The organism is Bradyrhizobium sp. SZCCHNR3119, from assembly GCF_032487775.1.
GTDB lineage: Bacteria > Pseudomonadota > Alphaproteobacteria > Rhizobiales > Xanthobacteraceae > Bradyrhizobium.
Window position 1 is genome coordinate 3,888,083 of record NZ_JAUEUV010000001.1, and the last position, 15,445, is coordinate 3,903,527.

Sequence of the window (15,445 nt, forward strand, 5' to 3'; positions counted from 1 at the left end):
GTGAGCGCAGCAAGCAAGGCACCTCTGCTCGAGGTCGACAATCTCGGCATCAGGCTCAGCACCGCCCGCGGGCCGGCGCAGGCGGTACGCGAGGTCTCATTTGAATTGAAGCGCGGCGAGACTTTGGGACTGGTCGGCGAATCCGGGTCCGGTAAATCGATCACCGCGCTCGCGCTGATGGGCCTGTTGCCGGAGCGCGCTGTTGTCAGCGGCAGTCTTCGGCTCGATGGCCGCGAGCTGCTAGGCCTGCCGGATCGCGATTACTGTGCGCTCCGCGGCAATCGTATCAGCATGATCTTCCAGGAGCCGATGACGGCGCTCAATCCGATGCACACGATCGGGCGCCAGGTGGCCGAGCCGCTGCGCAAGCACACCAGCTGTACCGCTGCGGAGGCGCGCGACCGTACGATCGCACTGCTCGATCGCGTCGGCCTGCCCGATGCGGCCAGGCGCGTCGATGCCTATCCGCACCAGTTCTCAGGCGGCCAGCGCCAGCGCATCACCATCGCGATGGCGCTCGCCTGCGAACCGGATTTGCTGATCGCGGACGAGCCGACCACGGCCCTCGATGTCACGATCCAGCGCCAGATCCTCGATCTGATTGCGGGCCTCGTCGAGGAACGCGGCATGGCGCTGATCCTGATCAGCCACGATCTCGGCGTCATCGCCGAGAACGTCCGGCGCATGATGGTGATGTATGGCGGCACGGTGGTGGAGAGCGGAGCAACAGATGCGATCTTTACGCGCATGGCGCATCCTTATACGCAAGGGCTGTTTCGCGCGCGGCCTCGGCTTGGCGCCAGAAAGGGCGAGCGGCTGAGCACGATCCCCGGCACCGTGCCGGAGCTGGTCGACCTGCCGCCCGGCTGTCCGTTTGCGGATCGCTGCGCGCTCGCCGTCGATGCGTGTCGCGCGGCCTTGCCGCCGTCTGTCGATCTCGGCGCGGGTCACGGGGCGCGATGCATCAGGACCGATGCGGCGATGGCAGGAGCGGGGGCGTGAGCATCACGGAGCAGTCACCACCTTCCGAGCCGCCGCTGCTGGAGGTCAACGACCTTGGGCAACGCTACAAGCTGCCGCGCGAAAATCTGTTCCGCCCGCCGGGCCAGGTGAATGCGCTGAACGGGGTCTCGCTCAGCTTGAACGCCGGCAAGAGCCTGGGCATCGTCGGCGAATCCGGCTCCGGCAAGTCGACTTTCGCGCGGCTGGTGATGGCGCTGGAGCGGCCGTCATCGGGCTCGGTCCGGCTGCTGGGACGCGACCTCAACCGCCTTTCGGCCGAGGAATTGCGCCGGGCGCGGCGCGACGTCCAGATGGTATTTCAGGATCCGTACGGCTCGCTCGATCCGCGGCAGACGGTCTGGCGCATCGTCGCAGAACCGCTGAGCGCGCTTGGCCGGCTGGATCGTGCCGAGACGCGCGAGCGCGTGGCCGCCGTGCTGCGCGAGGTCGGCCTGCGCGAGCCCGACATGGACAAGTACCCGCATGAATTCTCCGGCGGGCAGCGGCAGCGCATCGCGATCGCGCGTGCATTGATCACCCGGCCGAAGCTGATCGTCGCCGACGAGCCGGTCAGCGCGCTCGACGTGTCCGTCCAGGCGCAGGTGCTGAACCTGATGCAGGACCTGCAGGAGCATTTCGGCTTGAGCTTCATCCTGATCAGCCACGATCTTGCAGTGGTCGACTATCTCTGTGATGAGGTCGCGGTGATGTATCTCGGGCAGATCGTCGAGCAGGGATGCCCTGAGGATCTGTTCGCGCGCGCCGCGCATCCCTACACGCGGGCGCTGCTGGATGCCGTGCCGCGCGCGCGGGCCGGAGCCATCAGACCGCGCCGCGAAGCGCCGGTCGTTGGATCGCAGGCGCTCGGCAGGGCCGGTTGTCCCTATGCTCCGCGCTGTGTGCTTGCGGACGGGCATTGCCGCGAACACGCGCCGACGCTGCGCGAAATCGGCGCTCGACATCTTGCGGCATGTCACAAAGCCGAGGCGGTGCTGGCGCAGCCGGCGCCGGTCGAGGCGGGCGAAGCCCTTGTCTCGCATCGGCATTGATGGGTAGTTTTGATCCTCTGGGGAGAGAACCGATGTTGAAGAAACTATCGACCGCCATCATCGCCGCCGCGTTGGCGGCTGCGTCGCTGCCCGCGTTGGCGCAAAGTAAGAAAGACAGTGTCATCATGGGCATGACGCTGGAGCCGACCGGGCTCGATCCGACCAGTGCGGCGGCCGCGGCGATCGCGGAAGTCACACTTTATAACATCTATGAGGCGCTGACCAAGATCAACGAGGACTCGTCGGTCTCGCCGCTGCTGGCCGAGAGCTGGAAGGCCTCGCCCGACCTGAAGAGCTATACGTTCAAGCTGCGCAAGGGCGTCAAATTCCAGAACGGCGAGCCGTTCGATTCCGCTGCGGTGAAGTTCTCCTTCGACCGCGCGGCAGCGCCTGCCAGCACCAACAAGGACAAGGCGCTGTTCCAGGGCTTTGAGTCCGTCACCGCAGCCGATGCGGACACCGTGGTGATCGCGCTGAAGAATGCCGAGCCGAATTTGCCGTTCCTGCTCGGGCAGGCGACGGCCGCGATCGTCGAGCCGAAGAGCGTCGCCACCGACGCGACGCAGCCGGTCGGTACGGGCCCTTACACGCTGGGCACCTGGGCCAAGGGCTCTTCAATCACCTTGAATAAATGGCCGGACTATCGCAATGCGGGCGCAATCAAGCTTTCCAAGGTGACAATCCGCTTCATCAGCGATCCCGCGGCGCAGGTCGCGAGCCTGCTGTCGGGCGATGTCGATGCGTTTCCGCGCGTGTCCGCGGGCCGCAGCCTGGCGCAGTTCAAGGCCGATCCGCGCTTCTCGGTGCTGATCGGTGGCTCCAAGGCGAAAACCATTGTCACCATCAACAACAAGAAGAAGCCGCTCGACGATGTCCGCGTCCGCCGCGCCATTCTTGCCGCGATCGATCGCAAGGCCATGATCGAGGGCGCCGCCGACGGTCTCGGGACGCCGATCGGCAGCTTCTACGTTCCGGGCTCACTGGGTTATGTCGACACCACCGGCATCAATCCCTACGATCCCGAGAAGGCCAAGAAGCTGCTGGCGGAGGCCGGCATCAAGACCCCGCTTGAGCTCAGCCTCAGGCTGCCGCCGCCGCCTTATGCGCGGCAAGGCGGCGAGGTGCTCGCAGCAGAACTCGCCAAGGTCGGCATCGTCGCCAAGATCGAGAACCTGGAATGGGCGGCTTGGCTGGCGCAGGTCTTCAACGGCCCGCACGATTTCGACCTTACCATCGTCTCCCATGTCGAGCCGTTCGATTTGGTGAAGTTCACCGAGAGCAACTACTATTTCGGCTATCACTCCGACGCTTTCGACAAGCTTTATCAGTCGATCGTCGCCACGGCCGACGAGGCCGAGCGCGCCACGCTGCTGGGCGATGCGCAGCGGATGCTGGCCACCGATGCCGCCGCTGGTTTCCTGTACCAGCCGCAATTCATCACGATCGCCAACAAGAAGCTGAAGGGCCTGTGGAAGGACGTTCCGCAGTTCGAGAACGATTTTTCCAGCTGGGCCTGGGAATAACGTTAGAAGGCGAGGGGCGGATGCGGCAGGAGTGCCTGCCGCGCCCGCCTCAGCTTCGAGACGAAGGGGCGGGGATCAGTGCGGCCACTCGATCGGCGTGAACCGCATCTGCCGCCGTCGCATCTCCGCCTGCAGTTCGGTCGCATATTGCTTGGCGCGCTCTCCGATCAAGCGGTAGGGCCCGCCGATCCGGCTATCAGCAGCGACCTGTTTGCGGACACTTTCGTAGTATGCCAACAAACTCTCGTCGGTCGAATTCACAAACCTCATCGACGCCCCTCATCACTTCACAACTTCATAACATCACACGGACGCGCCCCCCGGGCAGCGTCATAAGTTAAAGTTCCCAACCCCGTAAAAAGTTCCGCACCGGGTGCGAGTTCCCTGTGGATTCCGCCCGTGAAGCGGTTCCGGTCCGAGTGGCCGCGGCTTCCGTCCGGTGCCGTGATCAACACGGCGGCAAGCTGCAAATTCCATTGTCGGCAAGAACTTTTCCCTCTCGAATCTCTTGGGTTTCAGAGACTTTACCGGGGGCGACGTCGAGCGCATCCGGCGTCCTGTGAACCCCATGCGAAGGTCATATGCATACTGAGGTGCTGATCATCGGCGGCGGGCCGGCCGGTCTGATGGCTGCGATCTATCTGGCGCGTTTCCGTCGCAACGTCGCGGTGGTCGACAGCGGTGCCTCGTGCGCCGCCCTGATTCCTCGCAGCCATAATCTGCCCGGATTTCCCGACGGCATTCCCGGGCCGCGAACTGCTCGCACGGATGGAACAGCAGGTGATCGGGCTCGGGGTTCCCATCATTCGCGGCTTCGTCAGTTCGCTGGAACGGCATGGCAGGCCATTGCTGGCCTCTTACGCGAGCGGCGTGATCGAGACGCAGCGGGTCGTCTTGGCGACGGGGATCATGGACAAGCAGACGCGGCTGGCGGAATGGGTGGACGCCGTCAGGCGCGGCGAGTTGCGCTATTGTTCGATTTGTGACGCGTTCGAGGCGATCGGGCGCAAGATCGCGGTGGTCGGGCCGTTCGGCCACGCGATCGGCAAGGCGTTGTTCATGCGGGTGTATAGCGCCGAAGTCATCCTGGTCCCCGCCGACGACGTCCGCGACGAAGCCGGGGTCCAGCAGCTTGCCGATGCCGCTGTGCAGGTTGCCCCCTGCCTCGTTGCCCTCCAAAGAAAAGAGGGGGGCATCGAGGCGGTGTTGGCCGACGGCACCCGCGAGCGTTTCGACGTCGTCTATCCAGCGATGGGGGCCGATGTCCGCTCCGAGCTCGCGGTTCAACTCGGGGCGAGCCATACGTCGGACGGGTTCCTGAAGGTTGACGATAAGCAACGCAGCAATGTCGATCACCTCTACGGCATCGGCGACGTCGTGACCGATCTGCACCAGATCTCGGTCGCCTTCGGGCATGCTGCGGTCGCCGCTTGTCACGCCCACCACTCGCTGCCGATGAGATATGCCTGAGAGCGGGCAGAGGAGCTCGAACGGATCGGCCTCGATCAAATCACGCGCGAGGGCAGCTTAGGTTAATGCCGCGGACAAGGACCGGCCACAGCATGGATGATGGACAGAAGATCGGCATGTTGGGTGGCGGCCACGAGCTGCCGTGAGGAAGCCGAACGCGATCCGTCGCGCCGCGATCTTTGGCTGCAGGCGGCGGAGCGATGGATGTCGCTGGCCGGCAAGACCGTCGTGGCTGCCATCAGCCTTGAAAGGACCGAGGGGGACATGATCGAAACAGTCTCGGTGGTCCCAGCAAACAGCACATTCCTGAGCGGCATGAGCCCCGACGGCCCGGTGCAATTGCACGCAAATGAAGGGTTGATCGTCGCCCGACACTGAGCGGGGGAAGGGCGGCGACTTGCGGCCTTATTCGGCGAGGCCGAGTGCCGTCAGATGGGCCGCGCCCGCGCGCACATGGTCGTGGTTGCGAAGCTCGAGGATCAAGCGCGGGTTGGAGGTCAGCCGGCCAAGCGCTCGGAAAACCGCAGTCCAAGCGATATTGCCTTCACCCGGCGCCCAATGCCGGTCGGCATAGCCGTCGCTGTCGTGCAGATGCACATGGCTCAGCATGTCGGAGGCCGCCTCGACATAATAATCCACCGGCGGCGCCCCGGTGGAATGATGCGCGTAGTTGGCGTGACCGGTATCGAGCGAGACGCGCACCTTGGCGCTGCCGAGCGCTTTGGCCAGATTGACGCGGTCCCTCGGATCCTTGTCCTCGATGTTTTCAATCACGATCTCGCAGTTCGACTGCTCGGCGCGCGCGACGACGTCGGCGAGCGTGATGCGAACGCGCTCGGCGAGGTCCTGACGGCTCTCGGGCGTCATGTCGAAATTGTTGTGGTCCCAGGTCGTGAACGGCGAGTGGATCACCATCTGGGTCGCACCGAGGAATTCGGCGACTTCGAGCCCTTGCAGCAGGCGCTTGGTCACGGCGCGGCGGATCAGGGGATCGTGGCTGTCGATCTTGAAACCCCAGAACGGGCCATGGATGCCGCGCCGGCCGGTATGGCCATCGAGCATCCGTTTGATCTCGCTGGCGACGGCGCGCCAATCGCCATCGAGCACCTCGGCGCGGGAAAAATCCTGAATCTCGAGATCGCGTTGGCGCTCGAGCAGCCAGTCGCGGTGCGCCGGAATGGATTTGACGGAGAGCGCGGCGCCCAGCAATGGCAGCGGTGCGGACATGTCATTGATCCCTTGACGATCGTCTGAGCGAAGCGCGACCGCTAGCTCGGTTCGATGACGGTCTGGTGAAACGGATGGAGTGGATATCGGGGCGCTTCCTTGCCCGGGTCCGCGCGCATTTGCAACCGAATCGCTCGAGTAGTCAGATCGTCGGCCGCGCTACTTGACGTAGGCGTCAGTTTAGCAACAATGCGGTAATATCGTGTCGAAAAGGGGAGGGCAGCTGTGGGCGCTCGACTTGCGACGTTGCTGTTCGTGATGCTGGCCCTGGTGTATCCCGCCCATGCGCGAGGTCCTTACGGCTCGATTTCGACGGCAGGGTGGTCGGGCGGAGCCTACACCGACGACAAGACCGGTGAATTCACCAGCTGCATCGCGGGGGCGAGTTATGCGAGCGGCATCACCTTCAGCGTCGTGGTGTCGAAGACCTATGAATGGGCGCTTGCCTTCATCCATCCGAGCTGGACGCTTACGCCTGGTCAGAAATTCCCGATCGTGCTGAGCTTCGATGGTCGTAACAGCTTCAACGTCGCTGGCACCGTTCTGTCGACCAACATGGTCGCGGTGCCGATGCCGATCAATTCCGCGCTGGTTAAAAGTTTCCGCGCGGCACGAACCATGTCCGCCTTCGCGCAAGGCAATCTGTTTCAGTTCAGCCTCGACGGCACCGCGGTGTTGCTCCCCTCGCTCGTCAAATGCGCAAAGACGGTCAATGAAGGTGGGCTGGCTGCAGCGACCAACTTCACCGTGAACCTAGGGCAGGCGAATGCAGCGCCACGGCCGGCAGCGCCGCCGACCTCGGCATCGAGCCTGCAGCCGTCCCGACCGCAGGAGGGGTCGGCCGAGTTGCAGTTGGAGGCGATGCAGATCGCCTCCAACTTCATCCTCAAGGCCGCGCTGTCGCACCCTTCGATCCTGAGCCGCGGCGAGGCGCCGGTGTGGCTGACGTCGAGCGGCGTAGCCTGGAAGGCCGACAACGCGACCGGCTTCGTCCGGATCGTGCCGCCGGAGCGCAACGTCGACGGGCTTGAGGTCGCCGCTACGATCGTCGGTAATGACGCCAGGGACTGCAAAGGCAAGTTCATCTCGGCGCGCAACAGCGAGCTGGTCGACAGCCAGGTCGTGTTCCGTGGCATGTCCTCATGCGAGGACAGCGCGAAGTCCGATATCGCCGAATATTTCATCTTCCCGCGCAAGGCCGGCGGCTTCATCCTCTTCTCGGTCGTGACGCCGACCAAGGCGCTCGGCCAGCAGCCGCAAGGGGCGCAGCGCGAGGAGGCCAATGCCGGCTTCCGCAAGGCCGCGTATAGCTCGATCGGTCAGTGAGATTGCGGCGCTTGCCTCCGAACAGGAGACGGTTTGGTTCGCCGCACGCTCTGCCATTCGCGCAAACGTTTCCGAGACGGCAGGCACAGGCGAAATACCGAGTCTGTGCATGGCTAGCCGTTCAATGATCACGTCGCCGCGCGGCTACCGCCTTGGCCGCCGCACCGCGCGCACTTTGCCGCTGCTGCCGCCGCCGCAGTAGAACTGATCCTTTCCATCGGACTCCAGCCCGGAGACAGTGATGCCCTCCGGCATGTCGAGCTGATCGAGAACCTCGCCGCTCTGCGGGTCGATGCGGCGCAACGCGCCGGCTTCGTCTTCCCAGCTGCCGTGCCAGAGTTCGCCATCGACCCAGGTCACGCCGGTGACAAAGCGCGTGCAGGGGATGGTGCGCAAGATCTTGCCCGTGTCCGGATCGATCTGATGGATCTTGCGCTCGCGGTACACGCCGACCCAGAGTGTCCCCTCGGCCCAGGCCATGCCCGAATCGCCGCCGCCACCCGGTGCTGGGATCGTCGCCACGACCTCGCCGCTCGCGGGATCGATCTTCTGGATGCGGCTTTCGGCGATCTGAAACAGATGCCGGCCGTCGAACGCGGTCCCGGCATGCGCGGGCACGTCCAGCGAACGCTGCACCGAACCATCGGCCGGGTCGAATGCCTTCAATGCATCTCCTGCTGCGAACCAGACGTTCCGGCCATCATAGGTGACGCCGCCGACCCGTGCGGCCTCCCCAAACGGGCCGTATTCCCTGACGATCTCCGCCACTCGTGGCTTCATCTGTCCGCTCCTGTGATCTCAATGCAAGGATGCTATTCCGCCGGCAGCGCGGCGGGGAGTAACAAGGTCGTCGCGAATCCCGGCAGCAGCGGGCTGGTCCAGCGCCGCGCCCGTCCGTGCCCGAAGGCCTGCACTTTGCCGGCGAGCAGCAGTTCGTCCAGCGCGCGCTGCACGGTGCGCTGGCTGGAGCCGAGCGCAAGCGCCAGGCCGGAGCTCGACCAGGCCTCGCCATCGGCGAGACAGGCCAGCACGGCCGCATGCTCGTCTTCGATCGGCTGCGTCAATACGACCACATCCTGCACACGGATCGGTAACAGCGCAAAGCCCACTTTGGTCGCTGCGACCTCGGCCAGAGGCTGCAAGGCCTGCCGCAGCCGTCCGATCTCGACACGCAGCCGCGCGCGATGCGACTCGTCTGCCTCCTTGCCGCGGAACGCCTGTGCAATCAGCGCGGCTCGCGGCGCGTCGTTGGGCCATGCCTCGGCCAGCGCCCGCGCGAGCGCGAACAGAACGGGCCGCCGCGCAAGACTAATAACAACACGGCCGTAACGCACGGCAAGCCGGCAGGCGTCGACGACGAGCGCATCGGAGCGAAGCAGGGCTTCGACTTCGGCCAGCTGCAAGAGCTGGTCCTCGCCGCGCGAGATCAGTCGCGCCGCGGGCGCAGCCAAAGCATGTGAGGCCTGCTCGATCTCCGCGATCAGTTCATGGATGCCGGAGCGTCGTGCGGCATGGTCGGCGCGTTCAAGGGCGGCGCGCGCGGCCTTGGTCTGCAGCCGTCGCATCGCAAGTCCCGCCACGATCAACTCGTAGATCGCGCGCGAGGCCGGCGGCAATGGCGCCGGGTCAAGTTGGGCGAGGCGCTGCTCGGCCTCGTCGAGCTGGCCGATCAGAAGCAGGCGGCGGATTTCCAGGCTGCGCGCATGCGCGGCATTGAGCCGGTCGCCATGCTTGTCGAGCATCACCCGCGCGGCTTCCAGTGCCTTGGTCGGCCAGCGCAGATCGCGCGAGGCGAGCGCAATCTCGGCTTCGGCGACCACACAGCGCGCGCGCGCCACCGCTTCGCTGGGGCCGAACGCGCCGGCCGCGCGTCGCAGCAGCGCCTTCGCTCGCACGAAATCCCCGAGCCGCGCCATGGCGATGCCACGCAACGCCAGCGCCGGCGCATCCTCGCGCAGTGCCACCCGGTTCAGCGCCCCGAGCGCATCCCCCGAGGCCAGCGCCAGCGCCGCGGCCGTGATCAGCGAGTCCATGCAAATCCCGTCACACTTGTAACTCCCACCTGTGCCGGGGCCGATCCTAACGTAACTCGCGATCAACATTCAAAGGATCACGCCATGGCCACACACCTTACGGGAACACGCGAAGACTGGCTGGCAGCACGGCTCGAACTGCTGCAGGCCGAGAAGGAGCTGACAAGGCAGAGCGATGCGCTGGCGCGGCGGCGCCAGGCGCTGCCCTGGGTTCGGGTCGACAAGGATTACCATTTCGACACCGATGATGGCCCGGCCTCGCTGCCCGATCTGTTCCAGGGACGTTCGCAGCTCCTGGTCTATCACTTCATGTTCGGGCCGGATTTTGCGGCCGGCTGTCCATCCTGTTCGATGATCGCCGACGGCTTCAACGGCTTCGCAGTCCACCTCGCGCAGCACGACGTGATGTTGTGGGCGGTCTCGCGTGCACCACTCGCCAAGCTCAAGGCCTACAAGAAGCGGATGGGTTGGTCTTTCCCGTGGGCCTCCTCGGCGAGCAGCGATTTCAATTTCGACTTCAACGTCTCGACCACCGAGGAGCAGCAGCTCAAGGGCGGTACCGAGTACAATTACCAGCCGACTCCGGCCCGCACAGCAGCGGATGTGCCGCCGATGGTCGCGCGGGTGGCGTCCGCCTGCGGAACCGATGGCGCCACCTTCATGCGCGATCGCCCCGGCATGAGCGCGTTCGTTAGCGAAGACGGCGCGGTCTACCACACCTATTCGGCCTACGCGCGCGGTCTCGACGGACTATGGGGCAGCTATCAATGGCTCGATCGCGCGCCGAAGGGACGCAACGAGCAGGGCATGTGGTGGCGCCGCCGTGACGAATACGGCGTGCAATCGTAATACGGGCAGAGGCGGCAGATCGATGGAACAATCGTCAACTGCAACCAGAGCAAAGCCCGGCATGGCCGATTGGCTCAGCCTCGCCGCCGCGCCCACCTTCGCGATCATGGCGCTCGCGACCTGCGTGCCCGGCGCGAGCGCGCCGGACCCGATGTGCCTAGCGTCCCGAGAAGGAGCTATCATGAATCCGATGCTGCTGATGTACGTGCTGATGAGCGTCTTTCACTTGGCGCCGTGGTTCAGGCTTGCTGCTTGGTGGCGTACCGGCCGCCGCTCGATCGCGGCCGCAGCGCAGTATCTGCCATGAAGGGCCGCCGGCCGTGCCTTTCAATTTTGGATAGCGGGCCTGCGTCGCAACCTTCGACGCCTCAATCGGATATCTTCCGCCAGTGTTCATCGAGGACGACGAATTCAGCGGAGGTGCGGACCATGGAACCCGCCTTTGAGAGATGATGGGCGTCCTTCAACTTGGGCAGCGAATTAGATGCGGTCGATTTTGAAGGCCGATGACGTGATTGCGTGTTATGCTCCGCACGTCTCCCGGGGAATACGCGTCGATGTGCACCAGTCGCTTGTCGTCCGCCACGCCGCAGCGAACCGACAATTTCGTTGGTTTTAGGAGGACGCTCAACATCTTAACGCTCTGCCTCGCGGCCGCTTTCACCGGCTGTGGCGAGCAGCAGCCGCCGCCTCAGGCGGCCGCTGCTCCACCTGTCACCGTGGCTCAGCCGGTCAAGCGTACGGTCACCGACTGGGACGAGTTCACCGGCCGCTTCGAAGCGGTGGAAGAGGTGCAGGTGCGCGCCAGGGTCGGTGGCTATATCACCTCGGTCGAGTTCCAGGACGGCGCGATCGTCCATGCCGGCGATCTGCTCTATGTGATCGATGCACGGCCGTTCGAGGCGGTGGCCGAGCAGGCCGAGGGCCAACTCGCGGACGCCAAGGCCAAGACCGAGCTGGCGCGGCGCGAATTTGACCGCGCCGAGACGCTCAACAAGACCCAGGCGGTGTCCGATTCCGTGGTCGACCAGCGCCGTCAGGCGTTGCAATCGGCGCAGGCGGCGGAGACCCAGGTCGAGGGCGTGATGAAGGCAGCCAAGCTGAACGTCGAATTCACCCATGTGCTGGCGCCCATAACGGGCCGGGTCAGCCGGCATCTGGTCAGCGCTGGCAATCTCATCCAGGGTAGCGACACCGGCACCTCGACGCTGCTGACCTCGATCGTCACGCTCGATCCCATCTACATCTATTTCGACATGGACGAGGCGACCTATCAGAAGAACTCCAGGCTCTGGTTCGAGGGCAAGCGTCCGAGCTCACGCGACACGCCGAATCCGGTGCAGGTCACCTTGACGGGCGAGACCAAGCCCTCGCATGACGGTACGGTCAATTTCCTCGACAACCGGCTCGACGTCTCGACCGGCACGCTGCGCAGCCGCGCCGTGATCCAGAACAAGGATCTTTCGATCCTGCCCGGGCAGTTCGGCCGCGTCCGCCTGATCGGCTCCTTGCCTTATGAGGCGCTGTTGATTCCGGACACTGCTGTTGCCACCGACCAGTCGCGCAAGATCGTCTTTGTGGTCAAGGACGACGACACGGTCGAGGCGCGGCCGGTCACGCTCGGTCCGCTCGATGAGGGTCTACGCGTGATCCGCGAAGGCCTGAAGGCGGAGGATCGCGTCATCATCGACGGTATCCAGCGTGCGCGCGTGGGTGCCAAGGTGGCGCCACATCCGGCGTCGAGCGGGACCTGACGGCGACAATCAATAGGCGCAGATCATGAATCTCGGGCGGCTCTCCATCAACCAGCCCATCCTGGCGATGGTGCTGTCGATCGTGCTGCTGATCGTCGGCGCGATCGCCTATCCGACCTTGCCGGTCTCGGAATATCCGCAAGTGGTGCCGCCGACCGTCGTAGTCACCACGCAATATCCCGGCGCTTCCGCGCAGACCGTCTCCGACACGGTAGCCGCGCCGATCGAGCAGGAGATCAACGGCGTCGACGACATGTTGTATCTCTACAGCCAGGCGACCTCGAACGGCCAGTTGAACATCACCGTCACCTTCAAGCTCGGCACCGATCTCGACAAGGCCCAGGTGCTGGTGCAGAACCGCGTCGCCATCGCGCAGCCGCGGCTGCCGGAGGAGGTGCAGCGCAACGGCGTCGTCACGCGCAAGAACAGTCCCGACCTGATGATGGTCGTGTTCATGCTGTCGCCGGACGACACTTTCGACCAGACCTACATTTCGAACTACGCGCTGCTGCAGGTCCGCGACCAGTTGCTTCGGCTCGATGGCGTCGGCGACATCACGATCTTCGGGGCGCGGGACTATTCGATGCGGCTATGGCTCGATCCGGACAAGATTGCCAATCTCGGCATGACGGCTGGCGACGTGGTGGCGGCGGTCCGCGCCCAGAACCTGCAGATCACGGGTGGGCAGATCGCCTCGCCGCCGATCGCCGACCGAGCCTTTCAGCCCAACCTGACATTCACTGGCCGGCTGAAGGAGCCCCAGCAGTTCGAGGACATCGTCGTCAAGGCCGGCGCCGACGGCCGTACCGTGCGGCTGCGCGACGTGGCCAGGATCGAGCTCGGGGCGCTGGATTTCTCCACCAACGGCTTTCTGCTCAGGAAGTCCGCGGTGGCGCTTCTGGTGTTTCAGCGTCCGGGCTCGAATGCCCTCGCCACCGCCAAGCGGATCTCCGATACGATGGTGGGCTTGAAGGCCAATTTCCCCAGGGGCCTCGACTACAATATCGGCTATAACCCGACCGAGTTCATCGCCCAGTCCGTCAGCGAACTGGTGAAGACCATCTATGAGGCGATGGCGCTGGTCGTCATCGTGGTGCTGGTGTTCCTGCAGGGCTGGCGGCCTGCGATCATTCCGATCGTCGCCATCCCGGTATCGCTGGTCGGCACTTTTGCGGTGATGGCGGCCCTCGGCTTCTCGATCAACAATCTCACTTTGTTTGGTCTGGTCCTCGCGGTCGGCATCGTCGTGGACGATGCGATCGTGGTGGTCGAAAATGTCGAACGCCATCTCGAGCATGGCCTGGGCAGGCGGGATGCGGCGCTCAAGACGATGGAGGAGGTCGGCGGCGCGCTGGTCTCGATCGCGCTGGTGCTCTGCGCCGTGTTCGTGCCGACCGCGTTCCTCGGCGGCATTTCGGGTCAGTTCTTCCAGCAATTCGCCGTCACCATCGCGGTCGCGACCGCGATCTCCTGCTTCTGCTCGCTGACGCTGTCGCCGGCGCTGGCGTCGCAGATCCTGCAGCCGCATGGCGAGCGACGCCCGCCGGCGCGCTGGAATCTGATCGCGCGGGGCTGGGACGCCTTTACCAGCCTGTTCAACCGGATCTTCGATCGTCTATCGCACGGCTATGCGCGCGTCGCGGGCTTTGTGATCCGGCATTCGGTCGTGATGCTGCTGGTCTATGCACTGCTGATCGGCAGCGCCGGATGGCTGCTTGCGACGACACCGCAAGGCTTCATTCCGGCGCAGGATCGCGGCTACGTCATCGTGTCCGTGCAATTGCCCGGCGCCGCCTCGCTGGCGCGTACCACCGAAATCGTGCGCAAGATTGAGAACATCGCGTTGGCCACGCCGGGCGTCGTGCGGGTTCCGGCGTTGGCGGGTCTGTCGGGGGCCACACGCACGCAGGCGAGCAATTCCGCTGCGCTGTTTCCCGTGTTCGACGAGCCCGAGGTCCGCGCCAAGAAGGGGCTGACCGCCAATGTGATCACGGCCGAGTTGCGCAAGCGCCTTGCGGGGATCGAGGGTGCGTTCATCATCGTGATTCCGCCGCCCGCCGTGCCGGGCATCGGCACCGGCGGCGGCTTCACGATGCGCATCCAGGACCGGCAGGGACGGGGCAGCGAGCTGCTCGCCGCCGCGACGGACGAGTTGGTGGGGGCGGCGCGCAAGGCACCGGGATTGACCGCCGTGTTCTCGCCCTACAGCGCCAACACCCCGCAGGTGTTCGTCGATATCGATCGGGTCAAGGCCGAGAAGCTCGGCGTGCCGATTGCGAACATCACCGATACGATCGAGACCTATTTCGGCTCGACCTACGTCAACGACTTCAACCTGTTCGGCCGGACCTATCACGTCACGGCGCAAGCCGATTTGCCGTTCCGCAAGGAGACCGCTGATCTGGCGCGGCTGCGCACGCGCAACGCGGCGGGCGACATGGTCATGCTCGGCAGCGTGGTCGATTTCAAGGACGTCGCAGGGCCGGACCGCGTTGCGCGCTACAATCTCTATCCGTCGTCGGAGGTGCAGGGCGATACCTTGCCGGGCGTGAGTTCGGCGACCGCGATCGACATCATGAAGCGGCTGGCCGATGAGACGCTGCCGAGCGGCTTTGCCTATGAGTGGACGGACCTGTCCTTTCAGCAGGTGAACGGTGCCAGCGCCGGTCTTTATGTGTTCCCGATCTGCGTGCTGTTCGTCTATCTGGTGCTGGCGGCACAGTATGGCAGCTGGACCCTGCCGTTTGCCGTGATCCTGATCGTGCCGATGTGCCTGTTGGCCGCGACGATCGGCGTTCGCATCATGGGCCAGGATGTCAACATCCTGACCCAGATCGGATTCGTGGTGCTGGTCGGTCTGGCCGCCAAGAACGCGATCCTGATCGTCGAGTTCGCCCGCGACATCGAGAATGAGGGCCGAGAACGGCTCGATGCCGTGATCGAGGCTTGCCGGCTGCGACTGCGGCCGATTCTCATGACATCGTTCGCGTTCATCCTCGGCGTACTGCCATTGGTGATCTCGACCGGTTCCGGCTCGGAGATGCGCCAGGCCGTCGGCGTCGCCGTGTTCTTCGGCATGCTTGGCGTCACGCTGTTCGGCCTCATGTTCACGCCGATCTTCTACGTGGTCGTGCGCAATCTCGCCGAGGGACGAGGACGCAAGAAGCCGGCGCTGGGATGAGATCAGCAGTTCCTGACCCTTGAGGGTAGGA

The 15,445-nt window shown here is 64.7% G+C and carries 15 protein-coding genes; 11 read left to right on the plus strand and 4 right to left on the minus strand.

Annotated features, from left to right (window positions below; genetic code table 11):
- From QX034_RS18005 to QX034_RS18015, 3 genes are read left to right on the plus strand one after another with little or no spacing between them, the layout of a single operon-like run.
- Complete coding sequence (locus tag QX034_RS18005) at positions 1–1,002, plus strand: ABC transporter ATP-binding protein (protein ID WP_315701175.1); 1,002 nt, start codon at positions 1–3, stop codon at positions 1,000–1,002.
- Positions 1,003–1,004: 2 nt separating this feature from the next.
- A complete protein-coding gene (locus QX034_RS18010; protein ID WP_409997787.1) occupies positions 1,005–2,051 on the plus strand; it encodes an ABC transporter ATP-binding protein in 1,047 nt (348 codons plus the stop codon).
- 32 nt (positions 2,052–2,083) lie between these two features.
- The gene (locus QX034_RS18015) at positions 2,084–3,574 is read left to right on the plus strand and encodes an ABC transporter substrate-binding protein (RefSeq protein ID WP_315701173.1); all 1,491 of its coding nucleotides are present in this window, start codon (positions 2,084–2,086) and stop codon (positions 3,572–3,574) included.
- A gap of 75 nt (positions 3,575–3,649) precedes the next feature.
- Here the strand turns inward: QX034_RS18015 and QX034_RS18020 are convergent, their stop codons facing one another.
- Positions 3,650–3,844 carry a hypothetical protein gene (locus tag QX034_RS18020; protein WP_315701172.1) on the minus strand — a complete coding sequence of 65 codons (195 nt, stop codon included), beginning with the start codon at positions 3,842–3,844 and terminating at the stop codon, positions 3,650–3,652.
- Between the two features lie 356 nt (positions 3,845–4,200).
- Here QX034_RS18020 and QX034_RS34070 point away from each other — a divergent pair, with 356 nt between their 5' ends.
- The 3 genes from QX034_RS34070 (at position 4,201) to QX034_RS18030 (ending at position 5,422) form a co-directional block, all read left to right on the plus strand.
- Positions 4,201–4,560: a hypothetical protein gene (locus QX034_RS34070; RefSeq protein ID WP_409997788.1), complete on the plus strand. Its 360-nt coding sequence runs from the start codon at positions 4,201–4,203 to the stop codon at positions 4,558–4,560.
- Positions 4,484–5,044: an FAD-dependent oxidoreductase gene (locus tag QX034_RS34075; RefSeq protein WP_410050910.1), complete on the plus strand. Its 561-nt coding sequence runs from the start codon at positions 4,484–4,486 to the stop codon at positions 5,042–5,044. The genes QX034_RS34070 and QX034_RS34075 overlap by 77 nt, the downstream gene beginning before the upstream one ends.
- Before the next feature lie 123 nt (positions 5,045–5,167).
- The gene (locus QX034_RS18030; protein ID WP_316195651.1) at positions 5,168–5,422 is read left to right on the plus strand and encodes a hypothetical protein; all 255 of its coding nucleotides are present in this window, start codon (positions 5,168–5,170) and stop codon (positions 5,420–5,422) included.
- A 27-nt stretch (positions 5,423–5,449) separates the two neighbouring features.
- Here the strand turns inward: QX034_RS18030 and QX034_RS18035 are convergent, their stop codons facing one another.
- On the minus strand, positions 5,450–6,271 hold the full coding sequence (locus QX034_RS18035; RefSeq protein WP_315701170.1) for a sugar phosphate isomerase/epimerase family protein: 822 nt from the start codon (positions 6,269–6,271) through the stop codon (positions 5,450–5,452).
- Positions 6,272–6,496: 225 nt separating this feature from the next.
- Here QX034_RS18035 and QX034_RS18040 point away from each other — a divergent pair, with 225 nt between their 5' ends.
- Positions 6,497–7,597, plus strand: coding sequence for a hypothetical protein (locus tag QX034_RS18040; RefSeq protein ID WP_315701169.1), 1,101 nt, complete (start codon positions 6,497–6,499; stop codon positions 7,595–7,597).
- A gap of 144 nt (positions 7,598–7,741) precedes the next feature.
- Here the strand turns inward: QX034_RS18040 and QX034_RS18045 are convergent, their stop codons facing one another.
- Entirely contained in the window at positions 7,742–8,377 is a 636-nt protein-coding gene (locus tag QX034_RS18045) for a PQQ-binding-like beta-propeller repeat protein (protein WP_316195652.1), read from the minus strand.
- A gap of 32 nt (positions 8,378–8,409) precedes the next feature.
- Positions 8,410–9,630 carry a helix-turn-helix domain-containing protein gene (locus QX034_RS18050; RefSeq protein ID WP_315701167.1) on the minus strand — a complete coding sequence of 407 codons (1,221 nt, stop codon included), beginning with the start codon at positions 9,628–9,630 and terminating at the stop codon, positions 8,410–8,412.
- An 84-nt stretch (positions 9,631–9,714) separates the two neighbouring features.
- On the opposite strand from QX034_RS18050, the gene QX034_RS18055 reads away from it, so the two are divergent.
- From QX034_RS18055 to QX034_RS18070, 4 genes are all read left to right on the plus strand, one after another.
- Positions 9,715–10,479, plus strand: a complete 765-nt coding sequence (locus QX034_RS18055) for a DUF899 domain-containing protein (RefSeq protein WP_315701166.1) — start codon at positions 9,715–9,717, stop codon at positions 10,477–10,479.
- Between the two features lie 61 nt (positions 10,480–10,540).
- Positions 10,541–10,786 (plus strand): hypothetical protein, encoded by a 246-nt coding sequence (locus QX034_RS18060; RefSeq protein ID WP_315701165.1) that lies wholly within the window; start codon positions 10,541–10,543, stop codon positions 10,784–10,786.
- A gap of 250 nt (positions 10,787–11,036) precedes the next feature.
- Complete coding sequence (locus QX034_RS18065) at positions 11,037–12,233, plus strand: efflux RND transporter periplasmic adaptor subunit (protein ID WP_315701164.1); 1,197 nt, start codon at positions 11,037–11,039, stop codon at positions 12,231–12,233.
- A gap of 25 nt (positions 12,234–12,258) precedes the next feature.
- Entirely contained in the window at positions 12,259–15,414 is a 3,156-nt protein-coding gene (locus tag QX034_RS18070; protein ID WP_315701163.1) for a multidrug efflux RND transporter permease subunit, read from the plus strand.
- Positions 15,415–15,445 lie beyond the last annotated feature (31 nt).